Here is a 22,537-nt window from a genome sequence, read left to right as displayed (position 1 = left end):
CGGCGGTGGTCCCGGACGGTCAGTCCTCGGTCTCGCAGACCGCGTAGGCCACCACCGAGCCCTGCTCGGCCCGGGCGCTCCAGCCGGTGGCGTCGGCGGTCGGCCCGTTGACGCGCACCGGTCCGGCCGCGTCGGGCTGGAGGCGGTAGCCGCCGCCGGTCAGGTGGCTGCCGGCCGGGCAGGTCGCGGTCGAGACGCCGCCCGGGCTGCTCGGCTCCCCGGTGACCACCTTGGCGGTCTCGGCGGCGAAGGCGGGCCCGGCGGGCGCGACGGCGGCGACGGGGGCGAGGACGACGACGGCCGGCAGGAGGCCGGTGGACAGTGCACGCATGGGGGGCTCCCGGTTCGGTGGGCGACTGCTGCACCCGGAACAACCGGTTCGCATGCGATCCGGAAGCGCGGCGCCCGGAGCGCCCTTCCGGCGCGTGCCCGGGAATAGCGCCTGCATGCGCACCGTTCCGCTACCGGCCGCCGCCGCGAGACAATGGACGACGGCCACGACCGGGCGGTGCGGCCCGGAGCAGCCCGCCGCCCACCCTCACCGAGACCCCGGAGGTGTCCGTCCATGCCCGACTCCCCCGCCAAGACGCCCGAGTCCACCAGGCGTCTGCGCCCCGCGCAGCTCCTGTTCGAGCCGCAGTCCGCCGAACCGGAGCCGGAACGATTCTTCGACCTGGAATCGATCGACGACCCCACGGAGCTGCTACGCCGCTCCACCGAGCTGGCCCTGGCCTTCCGGGCCGCCGCCGAGCGGGCCACCGACTTCCAGGCCGTCGCCGCCGCCCAGCTGGCCGACCCGCGCCGGTTCGACGCGCTGTCGAACACCGAGGTGGCCGCGCGGGCGGACTGGACCCCGGACTACGCCACCAAGATGATCGAGTACGGACGCGGCCTGCTCCAGCCGCGCCGCCACGAGGACTGAAGACCTCGACCTGCGGCCGCTGGCATATGCCAGCGGCGGAGGGTACGGGATCGGCCGCCGCCCTGTCCGGCGAACGGCGCTTTCCGCCCCACCGGGGGCGCGCACGGCGCAGGCTGCTGGGCGTGGACATCTGGACGCACCAGTCGGTGGAGTACGTCACCGTGGCCGGGGAGGCCTGGCTGGCCTCCGCCAGCGAGTACCCGCGCAGCATGCGCGCCCTCTGGGAGGCCCGCCCGTGGGCGCCCTCGGTGCTGCCCTGCGGGCGCGCCTTCGACGTGATCAGCATGCCGTCGCTGTTCGGCCGCCGGGTGCTGGACGAACTGTGGGCCTCCGGCCCCGGCTGCGGCCCGGTGGCCGGCTACCGGGGGCGCACCCTGCTGTTCGTCCAGCCCGGCGCGGCGCCGCGGCTGCGCCGGCTGCTGGCCTGGGAGGAATGGGCCCGGGACGTGCCGCCGCTGCTCTGCCACGGCAGGGGCGACGCGGTGACGGTGCCGCCGCTGCAGCGGATGGTGCACGGCCCGGAGTCCCCCGGCCAGGGGTCGGGCCGCTGGATCGTCGCCCCGGAGGACCGGGAGCCCTGGCTGCCCGGGGCCTCGGTGGTGCTGTGGGCCTGCGTACGGGCGGCGCGCGAGCCCGGCGGGGCCGTCCCGGCCGAGCCGGCGGTCGTGACCGGCGGGTGAACGGGGGGCGGCCGGTATTCGATTTTGGCCCGACCGCGGGCCACTGCTAGAGTCTTCTCTGTCAGCAGGCGCCGCTAGCTCAGTTGGTTAGAGCAGCTGACTCTTAATCAGCGGGTCCGGGGTTCGAGTCCCTGGCGGCGCACAGACAGCCGAGAGGCCCCTTGCGAAAGCAAGGGGCCTCTCGGCGTTCCGCCGTACCCGGAAGGGCGGCCGGGCCGGCCGCCGGAGGAGGCGGACGGCCCGGCCGGGGCTCAGCGGCCGCGCAGTGCGCGGTAGCGGGCGACCAGCGCCGCGGTGGAGCTGTCCAGCTGCTCGCCGCCCTCGCCGGTGACCAGCACCGGCTCGATCCGCTTGGCGAGCACCTTGCCCAGCTCGACGCCCCACTGGTCGAAGGAGTCGATGTTCCAGACCGCCCCCTGGACGAACACCTTGTGCTCGTACAGCGCGACCAGCTGGCCGAGCACCGAGGGGGTCAGCTCGGCGGCCAGGATGGTGGTGGTCGGGTGGTTGCCCTGGAAGGTCTTGTGCGGGACGAGCTCGGCCGGCACGCCCTCGGCCGCGACCTCCTCCGGGGTCTTGCCGAAGGCCAGCGCCTGGGTCTGGGCGAAGAAGTTGGCCAGCAGCAGGTCGTGCTGGGCCACCAGTCCGGCGGGCAGGTCGGGGGTCGGCCGGGCGAAGCCGATGAAGTCGGCCGGGATCACCTTGGTGCCCTGGTGCAGCAGCTGGTAGTAGGCGTGCTGGCCGTTGGTGCCGGGGGTGCCCCAGACCACCGGGCCGGTCTGCCAGTCGACCGGGGTGCCGTCGCGGGTCACCGACTTGCCGTTGGACTCCATGTCCAGCTGCTGGAGGTAGGCGGTGAACTTGGACAGGTAGTGCGAGTACGGCAGCACCGCGTGCGCCTGGGCGTCGAAGAACGCGCCGTACCAGACGCCCAGCAGGCCGAGCAGCAGCGGGACGTTCTGCTCCGGCGGGGCGGTGCGGAAGTGCTCGTCGACCAGGTGGAAGCCGTCCAGCATCTCGCGGAAGGCGTCCGGGCCGATCGCGATCATCAGCGAGAGGCCGATCGCCGAGTCGTAGGAGTAGCGGCCGCCGACCCAGTCCCAGAACTCGAACATGTTGGCGGTGTCGATGCCGAAGTCCTGCACGCCCTGGGCGTTGGTGGACAGCGCGACGAAGTGCTTGGCCACCGCCTCGGTGCCGGCGCCCAGGCCGTCCAGCAGCCAGGCCCGGGCGGAGACCGCGTTGGTGATGGTCTCGATGGTGGTGAAGGTCTTCGAGGCGACGATGAACAGCGTCTCGGCCGGGTCGAGGTCGCGGACCGCCTCGTGCAGGTCGGCGCCGTCCACGTTGGACACGAAGCGGACGTCCAGGTCCCGCTGGGTGTACGGGCGGAGCACCTCGTAGGCCATCGCCGGGCCGAGGTCGGAGCCGCCGATGCCGATGTTGACCACGGCGCGGATCCGTCGGCCGGTGTGGCCCTTCCACTCGCCGCTGCGGACCCGGTCGGCGAAGGCGGCCATCTTGTCCAGGACGGCGTGCACCCCGGGGACGACGTTGACGCCGTCGACCTCGATCACGGCGTCGCGCGGGGCGCGCAGCGCGGTGTGCAGCACGGCGCGCCGCTCGGTGACGTTGATCTTCTCGCCGCGGAACATGGCGTCCCGCAGCCCGGCGACACCGGTGGCGGCGGCGAGCTCGCGCAGCAGCTCCAGGGTCTCCGCGGTGACCAGGTGCTTGGCGTAGTCCACGTGCAGGTCGCCGACCTGGAGGGTGTGGCTGCGGCCGCGCTCGGGGTCGGCGGCGAACAGCTCACGCAGGTGGGTCTCGCCCAGCTCGGCCCGGTGCTTGGCCAGGGCGGCCCACTGCGGGGTGCGGTCGAGCGGGGTACGGGCGTCGGCGCGGGTCTCCGACATCGGTGGGTCCTCGATTCATCTGGGTGCAGAAACCGGCAGGGCCAGGCGTGAGGGCCAGGCGGTGAGCGCCTGTTCGCGAGGTCGTGGCGGTACTGGTGGTGCGCCGACTCCGTTGACGGCCTGCCCGGGTTCAGCCTATGCAACCCCGGAGGGGGTCGCGCACATTCCGCACCGTCGGCGGCGGGCGGGCCGGACTGTCCGTCACTTCCGCCGCGCCCACCGCCTCCGCCGCTGCCGCTACTTCCGTTCCGAGCGCAGGTCCAGCCCGCGCAGCACGTGGTCGACCAGCTCCGGGTCGGCGCCGAGCTCGCTGCGGGCGATCAGCATCTCGCGCCGGGAGGCGGCGATCATCTCCTGCTCGACCTCGACGGCGGCCCGCCACTGGGCGACCCGCTGCTTGGCCTCGGCGGCCTCCTCCTCGGCGTAGTTCTCCGGGCAGAGCCGGGCCAGCCGGTCGTGCTGACGGTCCCGCAGCCGGTCGGCGACCTCGGCGGGCAGCTTGTCCTGCTCCTCCAGTTCGCCGAGCCGCTGCAGCCCGGCCTTGGCGGCCCGCCACCAGAGCCGGCGCACCGCCTGCTCGTGCTGGTCCTGGTCGATGTCCAGTTCGAGCCGCTTGGCCAGCCAGGGCAGGGTCAGCCCCTGGACCAGCAGGGTGAACAGCACCACGCTGAAGGCGATGAAGACCAGTCGGCCGCGCTCCGGGAAGTCCTCGCCGGAGTTCAGGGAGAGCGGAATGGCGAGGGCCAGCGCCACGGTCGCCACCCCGCGCATGCCGGACCACCAGAGGATCACGCTCTCCCGCCAGCTGAACGGGGTGTCCTCCTCGTCGCCCTTGCGCAGCTTCTTGGACAGCCAGCCGGCCGGCAGCAGCCAGAGCAGCCGGACCACGACCACGACCGCGATGACCACGGCGGCGTCGCCGAGGAAGCCGGTCCAGCCGCGGCCGGCCTCCTTGAGCACGGTGGCCAGTTCCAGGCCGATCAGGCCGAAGGCGACGCCGGTGATCAGGATCTCGACCACCTCCCAGAAGGCGTTGCCGACCAGCCGGTAGGCGACCGCGTCGGCGTCGGCGGCCCGCTCGGCGAGGTAGAGCGCGCAGACCACCACGGCGAGCACGCCGGAGCCGTGGATCTCCTCGGCGATGGTGTAGGCGGCGAAGGGCACCAGCAGGTTGAGCGCGACCTGCTGGGTCGGGTCGTCCAGCCGGTCGGCGAGCTTGGCGTTCACCCAGCCGAGCACCACGCCGACCACCACCGCGAGCACCGCGGACAGCACGAAGCGCAGCACCGCGTGGCCGACCGAGAAGTCGCCGCTGACCACGGCCTCGATGGCGAGCGAGTAGATGACGATCGCGGTGACGTCGTTGAACAGCCCCTCGCTCTCCAGGATCGCCACCAGGCGCCGGGGCAGCCCGACGCTGCCGGCCACCGCGACGGCGGCCACCGGGTCGGGCGGGGAGACCAGCGCGCCGACCGCGATCGCGGCGGCCAGCGGCAGGGCGGGCAGCAGCCAGTGCACGGTGCCGGCCACCGCGATGGTGGTGACCGCCACCAGGGCGATCGCCAGCAGCAGGATCGAGCGGGCGTTGGCCTTGAAGTAGCGCACCGAGGAGCGCCGGGCGACGGCGAAGATCAGCGGTGGCAGGACCAGCGGGAGGATCAGCTCGGGCTCGATCTTGACGTCCGGGATCTGCGGGACGAGCGCCATCACGATGCCGAGCAGGGTCATCAGGACCGGTTGCGGCACACCCGTCCTGCGGGCGAGTGGCATGGTCACCACGGAGGCGAGCAGCACCAGGAAGAACAGGGGCAGCTGGCCCACGGGAAGGTTCCTCTCGACGGCGGATCGGCGGCGGCCCGAACGGGGACGGGCGACCGGTCGACGGCGGACGGCTGAGCGCCGCCCAGGATAAATCTGACAATGCGCCCATACGTGAAGACACGCCGAACGAGTGCTTGACCTCCAGTGCACTTCAGGTTCGAGGATCGGCGGTACCGAAACGATGCGAGAGCGCGAAGGAGCCCCCCCATGAAGGCGGTCACCGTCCCCAGGTCCGGCGGTCCGGAGGTCCTGCGGGTCACCGGGGTCACCGACCCGGAGCCCGGCCCGGGCGAGGTCCGGGTGCGGGTGTACGCCGCCGCCGTGCAGCCGGTGGACCTGGCGATCCGGGAGGGCTTCCGCCCGCCGGGGCTCACGGTCGAGCCGCCGCTCGTGCTCGGCAACGAGTTCGCCGGGGTGGTGGACCGGCTCGGGCCGGACGCCGGGGCCTGGCGGGTCGGCGACGAGGTGCTGGGCTTCCGGGTGCTGGGCTGCCAGGCCGAGCTGGTCACGGTGGACGCCGGCCAGCTGGTGGCCAAGCCCGCCGGGATGCCCTGGGAGCAGGCCGGCTCGCTCTCCGCCTCCGGCCAGACCGCACACCTGGCGCTCGAACTGCTCGGGGTCGGCTCCGGCGACACCGTCCTGGTGCACGGCGCCTCCGGCGGGGTCGGCACCGTCGCCGTCCAGCTCGCCCGGGCCCGGGGCGCCGTTGTGATCGGCACCGCGAGCGAGCGCAACCACGACTACCTGCGCGGGCTGGGCGCGATCCCGGTCGCGTACGGGGAGGGGCTGGTCGAGCGGGTCCGGGCGGTCGCCCCGCAGGGGGTGGACGCGGCCTTCGACGCGGCGGGCCGGGGCGCGCTGGCCGCCTCCGTCGACCTGGTCGCCGACCGGGACCGGATCGGCACCGTGGTCGACTACCCGGAGGCCGAGCGGCTGGGCGTCCGGGGGCTGCGGGGGCCGCGCACCGCCGAACGGCTGGCCGAGCTGGTGCGGCTGTGGGAGGCGGGCGGGCTGCGGATCGAGATCGCCGAGTCGCTGCCGCTGGAGAAGGCCGGGGAGGCGCACCGGCTGGTCGGCGGCGGGCACGTCCGCGGCAAGGTGGTGCTCACGGCCTGAGCGGGCGGGCCGACCCGGGAGCCTCCGGGCGGACCGCCCCGGGCTCTCCCAGCTCTCCGGGCGCTCCGGGCCGATTGTGTGTTTCGGCTGCTGACCAGGTAATGTTCTCCACGTCAGCAGGCGCCGCTAGCTCAGTTGGTTAGAGCAGCTGACTCTTAATCAGCGGGTCCGGGGTTCGAGTCCCTGGCGGCGCACAGACAGCCGGAAGGCCCCTTGCGAAAGCAAGGGGCCTTCCGGCGTTTCGGCGTTCCCGCGCCGCGCGTGGCAGGAAAGGTGGGAAACCGGTCATTGCTGCCGTCACCGCCCGCTGTCAGGCTGACCGCATGAGAGAGCGCAGCGTGGTCGTGGTCCTCTACGACGGCGTGCAGAGCCTGGACGTGACCGGCCCGTTGGAGGTGTTCGCGGGGGCGGGCGCGGCCGCCCGGCGGCCGGGGGCGTACCGGGTGACCACGGCCTCCCCCGGCGGTGGGCCGGTGCGCAGCTGCAGCGGGCTGCGGCTGCTGCCGGACGTCGACCTGGCCGAGGTCGGGCCGGTGCACACCCTGCTGATCCCCGGCGGGTTGGACGTGGAGCACCCGGACGGCGCCCTGGTGGCGCGGGTCCGGGAGCTCGCCGGTCGGGCCGAGCGGGTGGTGTCGGTGTGCACCGGGGCCTTCCTGCTCGCCGAGGCCGGGCTGCTGTCCGGGCGCCGGGCGACCACCCACTGGGCGTACTGCGCGGAGCTGGCCCGGCGGTTCCCGGAGGTGACGGTCGACCCCGACCCGATCCACGTCCGGGACGGGCACGTCGCCACCTCCGCCGGGGTCACCGCCGGGATCGACCTGGCGCTGGCCCTGGTCGAGGAGGACCTCGGCCGGGACGCCGCCCTGCTGATCGCCCGTCATCTGGTGGTCTTCCTGCGCCGACCGGGCAACCAGGCGCAGTTCAGCACCCAGCTGGCCGCCCAGGTGGCGGCCCGGCAGCCGCTGCGCGAGGTCCAGCGGTGGATCGCCGAGCACCCCGAGGCCGACCTGTCGGTCGAGGCACTGGCCGGCCGGGCGGCGCTGTCACCGCGGCACTTCGCCCGGGCCTTCGCGGCCGAGGTGGGGGCGACCCCGGGCCGGTACGTCGACGGGGTCCGGCTGGAGGCCGCCCGGCGGCGGCTGGAGGACACCGACGACGGCATCGAGGAGATCGCGCGCTCCTGCGGCTACGGCACCCCGGAGGCGATGCGGCGCGCCTTCGTCCGGGCCCTGGCCGCTCCGCCCGCCGAGTACCGACGCCGCTTCCGTTCCCGACCCGATGGAGGTCAGTGATGCGCATCGCGATCCTGCTCTACGACGACTTCACCGCGCTGGACGCGGTCGGCCCCTACGAGGTGCTGTCCCGGATCCCCGGGGCCGAGGTGGTGTTCACCGCCGCGAAGCGCGGCCCGGTCCGCACCGACATGGCCAGCCTGGCGCTGACCGCGGACGCCGCCCTGGACGAGGTGGACTCGGCCGACCTGCTGCTGGTGCCCGGCGGTCCCGGGACGGAGGCACAGCTGACCGACGGGGCGGTGCTCGACTGGGTGCGCCGGGTGGACGCGACCACCACCTGGACCACCTCGGTCTGCTCCGGCTCGCTGATCCTGGGCGCCGCCGGGCTGCTCGGCGGTCGCCGGGCCACCAGCCACTGGGGCGTGCTGGACGCCCTGCCCCGGTTCGGGGCGGAGCCGACCGGCACCGAGCGGATCGTGGTCGACGGCAAGTACGCGACGGCGGCCGGGGTCTCGGCCGGGATCGACCTCGCCCTGCGGCTGACCGGCCTGATCGCCGGCGACGGGACGGCCCAGGCGATCCAGTTGCTCATCGAGTACGACCCGCAACCGCCGTACGGGACGGGCTCGTTGGCCAAGGCCTCGCCGTCGGTGGTCGAGCAGGCGCGGCTGCTGCTGGCGCCCTGACCGGACCGTACCGGGCGGTGGGGCCCGCGTCCTGCGGGCCCCACCGCCGGGTCAGCGGCCGAAGTAGCCGTCGAAGTTCTTGGAGAACTCCCGGCCGCCGAACTGGTCCCAGTTGACGGACCAGGTCATCAGTCCGGCCAGGTTCGGCTGGGCGCCCGAACGCGGCACGTACGTCCCGCAGTTGGCGAGCCTGGTGAGGCAGTCCAGCGCCTTGTCCACCTCGGACGGGGCGATGTAGCCGTTGCCCGCGTTGACGGTGGCCGGCATCCCGATGGCCACCTTCGAGGCGGGCAGCGGCGGGAACATGTTGGCGGTGTTGCCCGCGACCGGGAAGCCGTTGAGCAGCAGGTCGGTCATCGCGACGTGGAAGTCGGCGCCGCCCATCGAGTGGTACTGGTTGTCCAGGCCCATGATGGAGCCGGAGTTGTAGTCCTGGACGTGCAGCAGGGTCAGGTCGTCGCGCAGCGCGTAGATGACCGGCAGGTACGCCCCGGCGCGCGGGTCCTGGCCGCCCCAGGGGCCGGATCCGTAGTACTGGTAGCCGAGTTGGACGAAGAAGGTCTCCGGCGCCATGGTCAGCACGAAGCCCGGGCCGTACTTGGCCTTGAGGGTCTTCAGTGCCGAGATCAGGTTGACGATGACCGCGCTCTTCGGGTTCTTGAAGTCGGTGTCGCCGGTGTCGAGCGAGAGCGAGTGGCCCTCGAAGTCGATGTCCAGGCCGTCCAGGCCCCACTTGTCGATGATCGCCGAGACCGAGCTGACGAAGGTGTCCCGGGCCGCGATGGTGGTCAGCTGCACCTGGCCGTTCTGGCCGCCGATCGAGATCAGCACCTTCTTGCCCTGGGCGCGCCTGGCGGCGATGGCGGCCTTGAAGTCGGCGTCGGACTCGACGGTCGGGCAGTCGGTGGCCGAGCAGCGGTTGAAGCGGATGTCGCCGGAGGTCGGGGAGGTGGGCTCGCCGAAGGAGAGGTCGATGATGTCCCAGGAGTTGGGGACGTCGGCCATCCGGGTGTAGCCGGCGCCGTTGGCGAAGCTGGCGTGGAGGTAGCCGACCAGGGTGTGGCTGCCGCCGGGGGTGCCGGTCGGGGTTCCCGTGGGCGTACCGGTCGGGGTGCCGGTGGGCGTACCCGTGGGCGTGCCGGTCGGGGTTCCCGTGGGCGTACCCGTCGGGGTGCCGGTGGGCGTACCCGTGGGCGTGCCGGTCGGGGTCGGGGTCGGCGAAGGGCTGGGGGCGCCCGGGCCGTCCAGCGAGACGTCGTCCGCGTAGTAGGTGCCCTGTCCGTACCAGCCGTGGGTGTAGACGGTGGCGGTGGTCTGGGTGGCGCCGGTGGTGAAGCCGACGCTGAGCTTCTGGTACGCGCCGCCGGTGCCGGGCGTCCAGGTGCTCGGGCCGCCGCCGTCCACGCCCAGGTAGACGTACGAGCCGTTGACCCAGGCGCTCAGCGTGTAGGTGGTGTTGGGCGCCACGGCGACGGTCTGCGAGCACTGGGCGGTGTCGGCCGCGGTGGCCGCGGCGGCGAGGGCGTAGCCGCCGCTGTGCACCGGGGCGGTGACGACGCTGCCGGAGTTGCCGGTGCAGCTCCAGGGGCCGAGCGAGCCGGACTCGAAGCCGCCGTTGACCAGGAACTCGCCGGCCGAGGCGGCGGGCGCCAGGCCCAGGGTGACGCCGACCAGGGTGGCCGCGGCGACGGCGGAGGCGGTGCCGGCGGCGATCGCGGCACGGCGGTGTCCGGACACGGTTGATCTGGGCACGGTTGATCTGCGCATGCGGGGTGCTCCTGCGGTGGCGCGGTCGTGGGGGACGTCCGAGGGCACGCCGGAGCACGCGCCAGTGGGGGGAACGGCCCGGCCTGGCACCCAAGTTGGACTAGACCACTGAAGCGGATCCGGCAGTGTGCCGTCAATGGTCCAGACCGGTCGAGAGGGGTCCGGGAGGACCGCCCCGGTTGCCGGGGGTGACACCCCGTCGAAGGATGGAGGGGTGACCCCGCCCGGCTACCTCCGCCACCCCCACCTGCACGGCGGCCTGCTCACCTTCACCGCCGAGGACGACGTCTGGATCGCCCCGCTGGACGCCGGCGCCGCCGCCACCGGCCGGGCCTGGCGGGTCGGCTGCGACCGCACCCGGGTCAGCCACCCCCGCTTCTCCCCCGACGGCACCACCCTCGCCTGGACCAGCTGGCTCGGCCTCACCCCCGAGGTGTGGACCGCCCCGGTCGACGGCGGCGAGGCCCGCCGGCTCAGCTTCTGGGGCAGCCAGGACACCCGGGTGCGCGGCTGGCTGCCGGACGGCGAGGTGCTGGCCGTCACCTCCTACCACGAGCCCTTCGGCCACTACACCTGGGCGCACGCCCTGCCCCCGGACGGCTCCCCCGGCCGCCGGATGCCCTGGGGGCCGGTCGGTGACGCCCAGCTGAGCCGGGACCGGACCGTCCTGCTCACCGGCTCCGCACCGCACGAGCCCGCCGCCTGGAAGCGCTACCGCGGCGGCGCGATCGGCCGGCTCTGGGTCGACGGCGAACCGGTCCTGACCGGGCACACCGGCCACCTCGCCTCCCCCATGCCGGTCGGCGAACCCCCCGACGACCGGATCGCCTTCCTCTCGGACCACGAGGGCATCGGCAACGTCTACTCCTGCCGCCCGGACGGCACCGACCTGCGCCGGCACACCGACCACGCCTCCTACTACGCCCGCGAGGCCGCCACCGACGGCACCCGGATCGTCTACCAGCACGCCGGCGACCTCTGGCTGCTGGACGGACTGGACGCCCCCGGCCCGCGCCGGCTGCACGTGCCGCTCGGCGGCGCCCGGGCCGGCCGCCGCCCGTACCAGGTCGGCGCCGCCTCCCAGGTCAAGGACCTCGCCTGCGACCAGACCGGCCGGGCCGGGGTGATCACCGTGCGCGGCAGCCAGTACTGGCTCACCCACAAGGACGGCCCGGCCCGCGCGCTCGCCGACACCCCCGGGGTGCGCACCCGGCTGCCGGTGGTGCTCGGGCACACCGGCGAGGCCGCCTGGATCACCGACGCCGAGGGCGCCGACGCGATCGAGGTGGTGCCGCTGCCCGGCCACGACGGCCCCTCCGGGGCGACCGGCGGTGAACGGCACCGCCACCGGGTGCTCGCCGCCGGGAAGCTCGGCCGGGTCCTGGAGCTCACCGCCGCCCCCGACGGCGCCCGGCTCGCCGCCACCACCTCGGACGGGCGGCTGCTGCTGGTCTCCGCCGACGACGGCGGGGTGCGCGAACTGGCCGCCTCCGAGCACGGCCCGGTCGCCGGCGCCCGGTTCTCCCCCGACTCGCACTGGATCGCCTGGTCCCAGCCCGCCGCCGGCCGCTCGCTGCGCCGGATCCGGCTCACCCGCACCGACGCCCCCGGGCCGACCACCGACGTCACCGACGGCCGGTTCGAGGACGAGCAGCCGGTGTTCACCCGGGACGGCCGCTACCTGGCCTTCCTGTCCTGGCGCGGCTTCGACCCGGTCCACGACGTGCACACCGGCGACCTCTCCTTCCCGCTCGGCTGCCGCCCGTACCTCGTCCCGCTCGCCGCCGACACCCCCTCCCCGTTCGCCGCGCCCGTCGAGGACGGCGCCCCGCGCGGGGACGGCGGCGGCGACGGCACCGTCCGGGTCGACCCGGAGGGCCTCGGCGAACGGCTGCTGCCGTTCCCGGTGATCGCCTCCAAGTACTCGGCCACCGACGCGGTGCGCGGCGGCCTGGTCTGGCTGCGCTGGCCGATCTCCGGCACCCTCGGGCAGACCTTCGCCAGCCCCGAGGACACCTCCGGCCGCCCCTCGCTGGAGCACTTCGACCTGGCCCGGGGCACCCGCAGCACCCTGGCCGACCGGCTGGACGGCTACGCGGTCTCCGGGGACGGCGGCTCGATCGTCGTCTACTCGGCCGGCACCCTGCGGGTCGTCCCGGTCGGCGCCCCCTCCGCCGGGACGTCCGTCGACCTGCGCCGGATCACCCACACCGTGCACCCGGCCGCCGAGTGGCGCCAGGCGTACCACGAGGCAGCCCGGATCGTCCGGGACCAGTTCTGGGACGAGCGGATGTCCGGCCTGGACTGGCCCGCGCTGGTCGCCCAGTACGAACCGCTGCTGGAACGGATCTGCTCACCCGACGACTTCGCCGACCTGCTGCGCGAACTCCTCGGCGAGCTCGGCACCTCGCACGCCTACGTCACCCCCTCCCGGCGCGCCGAGGGCCCCACCCTCGCCCAGCAGCCGCTCGGCCTGCTCGGCGCCGACGCCCACCGCTCCCCCGACGGCCGCTGGCTGGTCGACCGGGTGCTGCCCGGCGAGTCCTCCGACCCGCGCGCCCGCGCCCCGCTGGCCGCCCAGGGCGTCCGGGACGGCGACGAACTGCTGGAGGTCGGCGGCCGCCCGGTGGACCCGGTGCGCGGTCCGCTGCCGCTGCTGGCCGGCACCGGCGGCACCACCGTCGAACTGGCCCTGCGCAGCGGCCCGGACGGCCCGGTCCGGCGGATCGCGGTCACCCCGCTGACCGACGAACGGGCCATCCGCTACCAGGACTGGGTGGCCAAACGCCGTTCCCTGGTACGGGAGTTCAGCGACGGCCGGTGCGGCTACCTGCACATCCCGGACCTCGGCGGCTCCGGCTGGGCACAGTTCAACCGGGACCTGCGGCGCGAACTGGACAAGCCCGCACTGGTGTTGGACGTGCGCGGCAACGCCGGCGGCAACGTCTCCGAACTGGTCCTGGAGAAGCTCACCCGGCACGTCCTCGCCTGGGACTTCAGCCGGGACCGCCAGCCGGTCCGCTGGCCCCGGCACGCGCTGCGCGGCCCCCTGGTGGCCCTCGCCGACGAGGCGACCAGCTCGGACGGGGACGTGATCATCGCGGCGATCAAACTGCTCGGCCTCGGCCCGGTGATCGGCAACCGCACCTGGGGCGGGGTGGTCGGGATGACCGGGCGGCACACCCTGGGCGACGGCACCCAGATCTCGGTGCCGAAGAACGCCTCCTGGTTCGGCGGCGGGCTCGGCTGGTCGGTGGAGAACCGGGGCGTCGAGCCGGACGTGCACGTGCTGCGCACCCCGCGGGACTGGGCGCGGGGGCGCCACCCGGAGCTGGTCACCGCCGTCCAGCTGGCCCTGGAGCTGCTGGAGGACGCGCCCGCGGCGGCACCCCCGCCGGAGTCCACGCCCCGGCCGGACCTGCGGCGACCGCCGCTGCCGCCGCGGAGCGGATGACCCCGGGGCGGCAGCGGAGGCTCAGCTCCAGGGGTCGCCCTCGGAGGTCATGTTCTCGGCGGCGCGCCGGTCCGCCTCCTCCTGGGCCGCCCGTTCCCGGGACACCCGGTCCTGGGTGTCCCGGGTGCGCTCGACCTCGTCGCTGTACGCGTCGGCGGCCTCGTCGTGGGCGAGGGCGGCGCGCTGGGCGGCCTCCTGGCCGGTGGACTCGTGCTGCGGCGGACGGTGGAACAGCCTGTCCAGGATGCCCATGACTCCTCCTCCGAACGGATTACCGGGCTGCCCCCACTCTCACACCGGGGACCAGTGGTCGCACGTTGAGCCTTTGGTCCCGGGTGGACGCGCCCAAGGGCCGTAGCCGGGAACGGGCGACGGGCGGAGGGTGGCGGTGTGAGGAACTCCACCGAGGAACTGCACGACGGACCGCGCCGCCGGGTCGGCGCGCTGGCCGCGCTGGACGGACGGCTGCCCGGCACCCACGACCTGCTGCTGATGCAGTGCCCCGGCTCGCTGCGCCCGCTGGCCGGCGGCGAGCTGCCGGAGTGGGCCCGGCCGGTGCTGCGGGCGCACCCGTGGGTCACCGTCGGCCGGGCGCACCCGGTGGTCGGCACCCCGCTGGACCTGCCCCGCCCCCAGCGCTGCACCCGGGACCCGGAGGCGGCGCCCGAGCACTGGATCCCGGTCACCGTGCGCGGCCCGCACCCCGGACAGCGACTGGACGCGCTGGCCCCCTGGGCCGCGGTGGCCCGCACCCTGCGGCCCGAGCGGCTGCCCGGCCGACGGGAGCGGCTGACCCCCGGGCGGCTCACCGGGATCCCGGCGCTGGCCCTGCTGCCGGAGGTCGGCCGACTGGTCGCGGACCACCGGCTGGTCTGGGGGCCGATCGGCGCGGTCGGCTACGAACTGGGCACCGGCGTCCCGGTGACCGGGCCGCTCAGCCCGCTGCGGCTGGTGCTGCGCGCCCCGCAGCCGATCAGCCGACGGGACGCGCTGCAGCTGCGCCGGGCGCTGAGCAAGCTGCCGGTGCCGGTGCAGGCCGAACTGGAGACCCGCTACGGCGCGGTGCAGCTGGCCGAGTACGCGGCCGGGGCCGGGGTGCGCGGCCTCACCCTGCTGACGCCGGACGGGCCCCGGGAGGTCCACGATCCGTGGTTCCCCCGGGGCCCGTCCGTATGAAGCCGGCGTCGGGAGCCGTCGTCCGGGCCCGTCGTCTGAACCCGTCGTCTGGGCCCGTCGGATCAGCCGCTGACGCTCGGCGCGCCCGTCTCCAGGTGCCCGGTGAACCGCTGCGACCAGCTGCTGTCGGTGTTCACGGTGACCGTGAAGTCGTACCAGCCGTTGTTGTAGGCGACCGCGTTGAAGAAGTCGCTGACGCTGCCGCCGGCCGGCACCTGGTACGTCCAGGGGCCGTCGGTGCGGTAGTTGTTGGAGGTGATGGTGAAGGTGATCGGCGAGGTGCCGGAGTTCGCCATCGCGAAGTAGACGGCCAGCTGGCCGCTCCCCGGCTCGACCGCGTACGAGGCGGTGACGGCGGCGTTCTTGCCCGGCTTGGTGAGGTCGCCGGTGAAGCGGCGCAGGAAGCGGTTCGGGCCGACCACGGTCAGGTCGTACTTGCCGTTGCCGAAGTTGTTGGTGCCGCAGTTGAAGAAGTCGGTGACCGGGCTGCCGGAGTCGACGGTGTACTGCCAGGGGCCGCCGCTGCGGTAGGCGTTGGCGTAGGCGGAGAAGTGCGCGGCCCGGGCGGCGCCCTCGTTGGCCATCTTCACCCAGACGTGCATGATCCCGCTGGAGTTGCTGTCCCAGTGGTCCAGGTTGGCGTTGGGCTGGTACGGCAGCGGGCGGGCCGGGCGGGTGCCGGGCTCCTGGGCGGGCAGCGCGTTGTTGCTCGGCGAGGGGTTGGGCAGCGGGCCGCAGGTGGACAGGCCGATGGTCTGCGAGGTGTCGGGCAGCGCGGGCATGCCGTAGACCGGGTTGGCGAAGTCGAAGACCGAGGTGAGGTCGCCGCACGCCTTGCGGCGCCAGTCGCTGATGTTGGGGCTGGTGGCGGGGGTGCCGAGGGCGGCGGTCCACACCTCCAGGAAGCGCAGCACCGAGGTGTGGTCGAAGGTCTCGGAGTTGACCCAGCCGCCGCGGGTCCACGGGGAGATCGCGAGCATCGGGACCCGGAAGCCGAGGCCGATGTTGGTGGAGTTGTAGAACTCCCCCGCGGTGCCGGCCGGCGCGGCCGGCGGCGGGACGTGGTCGAAGAAGCCGTCGTTCTCGTCGTAGTTGATCAGCAGGACGGTGGAGTTGAACACGTTGGGGTCCGCGTTCAGGGCGTCCATCACCAGGTGGACGAAGTGCGCGCCGTCCTGCGGGGTGGCGTAGGGGTGCTCGGAGGACTGCTGGTCGGCGACGATCCAGGAGACCTGCGGCAGGGTGCCGTTCTGCACGTCGGCCCGGATCGCGGCGGCGATGTCGTCCGGGGTGCGGCCGGTGGCCTTGGGGACGGAGCCCATGCCCTTGACGGCGAGCGGGCTGCCGGCCGCGGCGCCGGTGAACTGGCTGAAGTAGGCCAGGGCGTTGTCGCCGAAGTTGTCGGCGGCGTTCTGGTAGACCTTCCAGCTGACGCCGGCGGCCTCCAGCGCCTCGGCGTAGGTCTGCCAGCGCAGGCTGGACTCGGAGCCGCCGTCGTAGGCGGGGCCGCCGGCGGTGCCGGCCGGGTCGATCATGCCGCTCCAGTGGTACGTCCGGTTGGGGCCGGTCGCGCTCAGCACCGAGCAGTGGTACGCGTCGCAGATGGTCCAGTTGTCGGCCAGTGCGTAGTGGAACGGGATGTCGCCGCGCTGCAGGTAACCCAGGGTGCGGACGGTGCCCTTGGCGGACACCCAGGAGTCCATCTTGCCGCCGTTCCAGGCCTTGTGCTGGTCCGACCAGGCGTGCGAGAGGTCGCCGTTGCACTGGGCCTGGGTCTCGGGACTGCCACTGGCGCCCGAGGGGTTGAAGGCCCACGGGTACTGGCGGGCGAACAGCCCGTTGGGCTGGTTGAAGACGCTGTAGCCGCCGGAGAGCTGGATGGTGGCCTTGTCGCCGTAGCCCCGGACGCCCTTGAGGGTGCCGAAGTAGTGGTCGAAGCTGCGGTTCTCCTGCATCAGGATCACCACGTGCTGCACGTCGTTGATGGTGCCGGTGGTGCTCAGCGTGGTGCTGGAGGCGGCCGCGGCACTCGGGGTGGCGGCGCCCACCACGTCGGCGCCGGCCACCGCGAGACCGGCCGCGGTGGCGCCGGACAGCGCGACGAACTTTCTACGACTCAACTCGGCCATCAGACCGGTCCGTCCCTTCACTGGCGATGTTGTGTACACAACTCGGGGCCATCGATCGCGGTGAAGTGTCCACCGCAGCCGGAGCGGGCCACCAGATGCGCGCAGCAGGGTTGTCGGACTGTTCGCCCGGGTGTCACCGAGCGACGCCGGGCTGAACACCCGGCCGACCCGACGGGGAGACGTCTCCACCCCGGAGAACCCCGGAGAACCGGGGAAGGCCAGGGAGAGCCCGGGGCCCGGTCAGCGGTCCTTCACCTCGATGCCCAGCGCATGGGCGAACTGCGGTGCCAGCTCCAGCAGTTGGGTGGAGCTGATGACCGCCCCGCGCAACCCCAGGTGGCCGTCCGCCAGGCCGAGCCGCACCGCACCGCGCAGATCGGTCTTGCTCAGCGCCGCCCCGCGCAGCCGGACCTCCTCCAGCGTCGAGCCGGGGAAGGACACCCCGGTCAGCTTGGCGTCGCCGAAGTCCACGTCGCGCAGCAGGCAGTCCTCGAACACCACGTCCCGCAGGACGGCCGCCCGCAGGTTGACGGCCTCCAGCTTGCAGCCGCGGAACACCACCCGGCGCAGCGCCGAGCCGTGCGCGGCGACCCCGGCCAGCACCCCGCCGACGAAGGAGCTGTCCTGCCACTCGGTGTCGCTCAGGTCGCAGGCCACCCAGCGGCCGGCCTGCACCCAGACCTCGTTGAACCGGGCCTGGCGGAGCTTGACCCCGCTGAGCGCGACCCCGGTGAAGGCGCACTCCAGGAACGCCGCCCCGGAGCCCGACTCGTCGGTGTGCTCACCACCGTCGAAGTGCGCGGTGTCGTACCGGTCGTCGCTGCGCAGCGGGCCGGTGTGCGGGCGCAGCAGTTCGGCGTACGGGAGGTCGGTGAGCTGCTCGGGGACGGGACGGGGCATGGCGGCGGCGCCTTTCGGGACGGGGACGAACGGGTCTCGCCCGCATGCTCGCACGCACCACCGACAGCGCCCGCCCGACGCACCACCGACCGGGCCCGCCCGACGCACCCCCGGCCCGGCCGCTGCGGACGCGGCCGGGCCGGGGGCGCTCACCCGGGGTTCAGGACGGTCAGCCGCGCGCCCAGAGCGAGTTGACCCGGCTGCGCTCGGCGCTGTTCGGGTACGGGTTGGTGCAGGACGGGCCGGGGCCGCCGCCGGACATCAGCTCGCTGCACGGACCGGAGTAGTGGTCCGGCAGGCCGAGCACGTGCCCGGTCTCGTGGGCCGTGACCCGGACCGAGTTGTACTGCCGGTTCTGCTGGTAGTCGAGGAAGACGTAGCCGCGCCCGTGCCCGTCGGTGCTGGCGTACGAGCCGCGCGGGTCGTTGCCCTCGTAGTAGCGGAAGTCGGCGGCCGAGCCGGCCCGCAGCTGGACGTTGCCGACCGAGCTGTTCCAGATCTGCGCGGCGCTGGCGATCTGGCTGCGGAAGGACGGCGCGGAGCTGGCGTCGTAGGTGACCACCACGGTGGCCAGGCCCGGGCTGGCGGCCTGCTTGGCCTTGGCGGAGGCCATCACGGCCTGGAAGAACGCCTGGTTGTCGGCGGCCTCCTCGGCCGAACCGGCGTAGGTCGAGGCGGTGTAGCCCTGGACGGCCTGGGCGGCGGGCGCGGCCTGGGCGGCGGGCGCGGCCGGGGCGGCGGTGGCCGCGGTGGCGGGCAGCACGGCGAGACCGGCCGCGAGGGCGAGGCCGAGGGTCGCGGACAGCACGGATCGCTTCATGTGGGGGCTCCTGAAGGGGTCCTGGAGACGGTGGGGGCTCCGGTCCCGGGTGTCGCGGCCGGTTGGGGACGGCCTCTGGGGGACACCTGGCGACCGGGTGTCCCCAGAGCTTCGGGCAGCCCGGCGGCCGGGCGGATGATGTCAACCCGCGATAGCCCGGTCCAATCCCCCGGACCCCCGGAGGATTGGGTCGCCTTTTCCTCGTCTTGACCCAGCCATGCCCCTGGCATTCCGTTCCGGGGGCGGCTAGGCTCCGGGACGGGGAAGTACCCATGCGGCGACCCGCCCGTTTCCGGCCGGGCGGGCCGCCGCACCCGATTCCCCGGCGGGGCAGGTCAGTTGGCCGGAGCCGCGCCGTTCGCCCAGAGCGAGTCGACCTGGGCGCTCTCATTGGCGTCGGGGTGCGCGTTCATGCAGGACGTGCCCGGGCCGTGGCCCGACATCAACTCGCTGCACGGACCGGAGTAGTCGTCGGGCAGGCCGAGCACGTGTCCGGTCTCGTGGGCGACGATCCGGAGCGAGTAGTACTCCTGGGTCTGCTGGTGGTCGAGGAATATGTAGCCGTGCCCGTGCCCGTCGGTGCTGGCGTACGAGCCGCTGCCGTCGCCCTCGGTGTACGAGAAGTCGCCGGTGCCGCTGGCCTCCTGGAGCTGGACGTTGTGCACCGAGCTGTTCCAGATCTGCACGGCGTTGGCGATGTCGGCGGTGTAGGAGGGGGCCTGGGTGGTGTCGTAGGTGACGGTGACGGTCTGCAGCCACGGTTCGGCGGCCTGCCGGGCCCGGGCGGAGGCCATCACGGCCCGGAAGAACGCCTGGTCGTTCGCGGCCCGGTCGGCCGAACCGGCGTAGCCCGACCGGGCGTTGGCCGCCCGGCCGTCGGTGGCGTGGCTGTCGGTCGCGTGGGTCGGGGCGGCGGTGGCCGCGGTGGCCGGCAGGGCGACGAGGCCCGCCGCGAGGGCGAGGCCGAGGGTCGCGGACAGCACGGATCGCTTCATGTGGGGGCTCCGGATTCGCGGCGCGCCGGTCCGCCGGGGCCGGTGGGGGCCGGACCGGACGGTGGCGGCGCGCGGTGGGGGCCGTCCCGGCGGGGCACCGGGGCGGTGTGGTGCCCCTGAGCTTCGACCCGCCCGGGCCCGTCGCGGATGATGTCAACCGGCGATAGTCCGGCCGCATACCGGCGGGGCGTCCGCCGCCGGTCCTGTCAGCGCGCCCTTGAATCCCTGTCATGTCCTTGGCGATGTGGCGCGATGACGTCTATGCTCCCGTCGTGGAGCTCGACGTGAGACACCTCCGGGTGCTGTGCGCGATCGCCGACACCGGCAGCCTCCGCAAGGCCGCGCTCCAACTCGGCATGACCCAGCCCTCCCTCACCACCCAGCTGCACCGCATCGAACGGGCCATCGGCGGAACCCTGTTCACCCGGGAGCAGACCGGCAGCCGGCCCACCGCGCTCGGCCACTCGGTGCTGTCCCGGGCCCGGCCGGTGATCAGCGAGATGGCCGCCCTGGTCGCCGCCGCCCGCCAGGAGGCCCGGGACACCACCGGGCCCGGCCGACAGCGGCGGCTGCGGATCGGCAGCGTCGGCAGCCGGGCCGTCGCCGCCTGGCTGCGCCGGGTGCACGAGCGGCTGCCGGACACCGACACCACCATCCACGTCGACATCTCCGCCAGCGCGCTGCTGCGGATGGTCGCCGCCGACCAGCTGGACGTGGCCTTCGTGTACGAGAGCGAGGGCTTCCCGCTGCGGGTGCCGCCGGACGCCGAGCACCGGGTGCTGATGGCCCGCGAGCCGCAGTTCGTCGCGCTCGCCGCCGGGCACCCGGCCGCCGCCCGCCCGGTCGTCCACCTGGCCGACCTGGCCGAGGACACCTGGATGGTCGACCCGACCGCCGACCACGAGTACGCCGCGATGCGCCGGGTGTTCAGCGAGGCCGGGCTCAACCCCCGGGTGGTCCAGGTGCGGGACAACGCCACCGCCGCCGAGCTGGTCGCCTCCGGCGAGGCCGTCCGCCCCTGCCAGCCCACCTCACTGCCCGGGCCCGGCACCGTGGTCCGCCCGGTGCACGGGGACCCGCTGGCCGTCCGACTGCTGTTCACCTGGCGCCCCCGGGTGCTCAGCCCGCCCGCCCTGGACGCGCTCTACGGCGAACTGCGCGCCGCCTACCTGGATCTGGCCAAGGTCAACCCGGCGTACCTGGCCTGGCTGGCCCGGCACGAACCGGTGCTGCTGGGGCGGCTCTCGGCCTAGGATCCGGCCCGGCCCTCCCGACCCTCCCGGCTGTTCCGGCTCGCCCGGCTCTCCCGGCCGTGGATCAGCACGCCCGTCGCGACCATCAGCGCGCAGACCAGGCCCGCCGCCAGCACCCCCGAGCCGCCCAGCGCCGTGCAGGCCAGCACCAGCAGCGCGCCGACCGGCGCCACCGACTGGGCCACCACCCCGCGCTTGGTGTGCCGGGAGTGCAGGTACCAGACGGTGACCAGGTAGACCGCGGTCGGCACGGTGACCGTCGCGGTGGCGGCCGCCGGGGAGATCTCCGCCTGGTGCACGGCCGACTCCACCGCCACCTCCAGCCCGGTGCCGATCGCCGCCGCCGAGCCGAACACCAGGTAGTGACCGTACCCCCAGGCGAAGGCCTGCCGGTTGGAGCGCAGGTGGTCGTGGACCGGCCGGGCGAAGTAGATCCACCAGGCCGCGAAGCAGATCAGCAGCCCGCCGACCGCCACCGGCACCAGCCGGCCCAGCTCCTCGTGCTCGTCCACCGCCGACTGCACCGCCACCGTCGCGGCGGCCACCGTCTCGCCGAGCACGATCAGGGTGAACAGCCCGTACCGCTCGGCGATGTGGTGCGGGTGCCAGGAGGTCTGCATCCGCAGCTCGGCCACCACCGGCACGGCCAGCTCGCACAGCACCCCGATCGGGATGACCCACGGCCGGGCGGCGGCCGGCAGCAGCACCACCACCACCCAGCCGATCTGGCAGAGCGCGATCCCCACCGCGTAGCGCAGCGCGACCCGGCGCGCCTCGCCCTGCTCGGCGGCCGCCGCGCGCAGCCACTGGGTGACCATCGCCAGGCGCATCACCACGTAGCCGGCGATCGACAGCCGCAGGTCCTGGGTGGCGAACAGCCTCGGCACCCCGGCGGCGAGGATCAGCACGCCGGCGATCTGCACCAGCGTGGTGATCCGGTACGGCACGTCGTCGCAGTCGTAGGCGGAGGCGAACCAGGTGAAGTTCATCCAGGCCCACCAGATGGCGAAAAAGGCGATGGCGTAGCCGCGCAGGCCCTCGCCGTAGTGCCCGGCCGCGAGGGAGTGGGCGAGTTCGCGGCCCGCCTGGCCGACCGCGACCACGAAGCAGAGGTCGAAGAAGAGTTCCAGCGGGGTGGCGACCCGGTGCGGCTCGGCGCGGTCGCGCGGGACCATCCGGCGCACCGGGGGCGGGTCGACACGGTGCGCTCGGGGTGCCGCGGCGGCGGGGTCACTGGCCATCGGTGCTGCTCCGGGTGGGTCGGGAGGAGGCGGACGGGGTCCGCGGGAAGGGCGGCCGGGGCCCGGGAGGGCGCGCCGTCCCGCGCATCCTGGCAGCGGTCCGGGCCCGGCGCACGCACCGGCGCGGCGCGGGTACCCCGTCCGCGCGCGGGTGCGTCCACGGGTGCGCCGCGGGAGCCCGCCGGGTGCGTCCACGGACGGCAACTCCGTTCGACCCGGGGCACGATGCCCCATTATGCCCTTTTTCTCCTTGCCGTCAGCGAGAGTTGACGCCCCGGTGCGCGAAGTGGGTGACAGCACGGCGGGTTTCCGGGCGCGCCCCGCGCGCTGCACCGCGAGCGGCCGGAACGCCCCGCTAGATTCGTCCCCGGTTGGAAGCGGGCGCGGGCCCCCTGCGGGGCCCCACGACACGGGCGGCCTGCGGGC

At 74.1% G+C, this 22,537-nt stretch carries 18 protein-coding genes and 2 tRNA genes; 10 read left to right on the top strand and 10 right to left on the bottom strand.

From position 1 onward, the window contains the following. Nucleotides 1-19: 19 nt before the first annotated feature. Nucleotides 20-331: a hypothetical protein gene (locus tag ACIP4P_RS31800; protein WP_400924385.1), complete on the bottom strand. Its 312-nt coding sequence runs from the start codon at nucleotides 329-331 to the stop codon at nucleotides 20-22. A gap of 234 nt (nucleotides 332-565) precedes the next feature. Here ACIP4P_RS31800 and ACIP4P_RS31795 point away from each other — a divergent pair, with 234 nt between their 5' ends. The 3 genes from ACIP4P_RS31795 (at nucleotide 566) to ACIP4P_RS31785 (ending at nucleotide 1,744) form a co-directional block, all read left to right on the top strand. Beyond that, nucleotides 566-922, top strand: a complete 357-nt coding sequence (locus tag ACIP4P_RS31795) for a hypothetical protein (protein ID WP_400924383.1) — start codon at nucleotides 566-568, stop codon at nucleotides 920-922. Between the two features lie 122 nt (nucleotides 923-1,044). Next, nucleotides 1,045-1,602, top strand: coding sequence for a bifunctional DNA primase/polymerase (locus ACIP4P_RS31790; RefSeq protein ID WP_350516343.1), 558 nt, complete (start codon nucleotides 1,045-1,047; stop codon nucleotides 1,600-1,602). A gap of 68 nt (nucleotides 1,603-1,670) precedes the next feature. After that, nucleotides 1,671-1,744 (top strand) — tRNA-Lys (locus tag ACIP4P_RS31785). Nucleotides 1,745-1,853: 109 nt separating this feature from the next. Here ACIP4P_RS31785 and pgi read toward each other — a convergent pair. Further along, nucleotides 1,854-3,515, bottom strand: a complete 1,662-nt coding sequence (pgi, locus tag ACIP4P_RS31780; protein ID WP_350516344.1) for a glucose-6-phosphate isomerase — start codon at nucleotides 3,513-3,515, stop codon at nucleotides 1,854-1,856. Nucleotides 3,516-3,752: 237 nt separating this feature from the next. Then, nucleotides 3,753-5,336 carry a Na+/H+ antiporter gene (locus ACIP4P_RS31775; protein WP_400924380.1) on the bottom strand — a complete coding sequence of 528 codons (1,584 nt, stop codon included), beginning with the start codon at nucleotides 5,334-5,336 and terminating at the stop codon, nucleotides 3,753-3,755. Between the two features lie 207 nt (nucleotides 5,337-5,543). Here ACIP4P_RS31775 and ACIP4P_RS31770 point away from each other — a divergent pair, with 207 nt between their 5' ends. The 4 genes from ACIP4P_RS31770 to ACIP4P_RS31755 all read left to right on the top strand — a co-directional run bounded on the left by ACIP4P_RS31770 (nucleotide 5,544) and on the right by ACIP4P_RS31755 (nucleotide 8,376). Continuing rightward, complete coding sequence (locus tag ACIP4P_RS31770; protein WP_400924378.1) at nucleotides 5,544-6,452, top strand: NADP-dependent oxidoreductase; 909 nt, start codon at nucleotides 5,544-5,546, stop codon at nucleotides 6,450-6,452. 120 nt (nucleotides 6,453-6,572) lie between these two features. Then, nucleotides 6,573-6,646, top strand: a tRNA-Lys gene (locus tag ACIP4P_RS31765). Nucleotides 6,647-6,775: 129 nt separating this feature from the next. Beyond that, nucleotides 6,776-7,747 carry a GlxA family transcriptional regulator gene (locus tag ACIP4P_RS31760; protein WP_400924376.1) on the top strand — a complete coding sequence of 324 codons (972 nt, stop codon included), beginning with the start codon at nucleotides 6,776-6,778 and terminating at the stop codon, nucleotides 7,745-7,747. After that, nucleotides 7,747-8,376 (top strand): DJ-1/PfpI family protein, encoded by a 630-nt coding sequence (locus tag ACIP4P_RS31755; RefSeq protein ID WP_400924374.1) that lies wholly within the window; start codon nucleotides 7,747-7,749, stop codon nucleotides 8,374-8,376. Before ACIP4P_RS31760 ends, ACIP4P_RS31755 begins: the two co-directional genes overlap by 1 nt. A gap of 51 nt (nucleotides 8,377-8,427) precedes the next feature. Here ACIP4P_RS31755 and ACIP4P_RS31750 read toward each other — a convergent pair whose 3' ends face one another. Continuing rightward, entirely contained in the window at nucleotides 8,428-10,143 is a 1,716-nt protein-coding gene (locus ACIP4P_RS31750) for a chitinase (RefSeq protein WP_400924372.1), read from the bottom strand. A 214-nt stretch (nucleotides 10,144-10,357) separates the two neighbouring features. On the opposite strand from ACIP4P_RS31750, the gene ACIP4P_RS31745 reads away from it, so the two are divergent. Continuing rightward, nucleotides 10,358-13,597, top strand: coding sequence for a S41 family peptidase (locus ACIP4P_RS31745; protein ID WP_400924370.1), 3,240 nt, complete (start codon nucleotides 10,358-10,360; stop codon nucleotides 13,595-13,597). Nucleotides 13,598-13,618: 21 nt separating this feature from the next. On the opposite strand, the gene ACIP4P_RS31740 is transcribed toward ACIP4P_RS31745, so the two are convergent. Next, complete coding sequence (locus ACIP4P_RS31740; RefSeq protein WP_350516351.1) at nucleotides 13,619-13,849, bottom strand: hypothetical protein; 231 nt, start codon at nucleotides 13,847-13,849, stop codon at nucleotides 13,619-13,621. 138 nt (nucleotides 13,850-13,987) lie between these two features. Here ACIP4P_RS31740 and ACIP4P_RS31735 point away from each other — a divergent pair, with 138 nt between their 5' ends. Then, a complete protein-coding gene (locus tag ACIP4P_RS31735; RefSeq protein WP_400924367.1) occupies nucleotides 13,988-14,773 on the top strand; it encodes a phosphoribosyl-dephospho-CoA transferase MdcG domain-containing protein in 786 nt (261 codons plus the stop codon). Between the two features lie 62 nt (nucleotides 14,774-14,835). On the opposite strand, the gene ACIP4P_RS31730 is transcribed toward ACIP4P_RS31735, so the two are convergent. The 4 genes from ACIP4P_RS31730 to ACIP4P_RS31715 all read right to left on the bottom strand — a co-directional run bounded on the left by ACIP4P_RS31730 (nucleotide 14,836) and on the right by ACIP4P_RS31715 (nucleotide 19,617). Continuing rightward, entirely contained in the window at nucleotides 14,836-16,902 is a 2,067-nt protein-coding gene (locus ACIP4P_RS31730; RefSeq protein WP_400924365.1) for a phosphocholine-specific phospholipase C, read from the bottom strand. Between the two features lie 240 nt (nucleotides 16,903-17,142). Continuing rightward, a complete protein-coding gene (locus ACIP4P_RS31725) occupies nucleotides 17,143-17,802 on the bottom strand; it encodes a pentapeptide repeat-containing protein (RefSeq protein WP_400924363.1) in 660 nt (219 codons plus the stop codon). A 169-nt stretch (nucleotides 17,803-17,971) separates the two neighbouring features. Next, entirely contained in the window at nucleotides 17,972-18,622 is a 651-nt protein-coding gene (snpA, locus tag ACIP4P_RS31720) for a snapalysin (protein ID WP_400924361.1), read from the bottom strand. A gap of 335 nt (nucleotides 18,623-18,957) precedes the next feature. Further along, complete coding sequence (locus ACIP4P_RS31715) at nucleotides 18,958-19,617, bottom strand: snapalysin family zinc-dependent metalloprotease (RefSeq protein WP_400924359.1); 660 nt, start codon at nucleotides 19,615-19,617, stop codon at nucleotides 18,958-18,960. A 242-nt stretch (nucleotides 19,618-19,859) separates the two neighbouring features. Here ACIP4P_RS31715 and ACIP4P_RS31710 point away from each other — a divergent pair, with 242 nt between their 5' ends. Beyond that, nucleotides 19,860-20,870, top strand: a complete 1,011-nt coding sequence (locus ACIP4P_RS31710) for a LysR family transcriptional regulator (protein WP_400924441.1) — start codon at nucleotides 19,860-19,862, stop codon at nucleotides 20,868-20,870. Here the strand turns inward: ACIP4P_RS31710 and ACIP4P_RS31705 are convergent. Next, nucleotides 20,867-22,111 (bottom strand): low temperature requirement protein A, encoded by a 1,245-nt coding sequence (locus ACIP4P_RS31705; protein WP_400924357.1) that lies wholly within the window; start codon nucleotides 22,109-22,111, stop codon nucleotides 20,867-20,869. The genes ACIP4P_RS31710 and ACIP4P_RS31705 overlap by 4 nt on opposite strands. Between the last annotated feature and the right edge of the window lie 426 nt (nucleotides 22,112-22,537).

It is taken from the genome of Kitasatospora sp. NPDC089509 (genome assembly GCF_044749365.1).
Lineage (GTDB): Bacteria > Actinomycetota > Actinomycetes > Streptomycetales > Streptomycetaceae > Kitasatospora.
The sequence above is the reverse complement of the archived record's forward strand: the minus strand, read 5'-3'. Positions and strand labels throughout refer to the sequence as shown.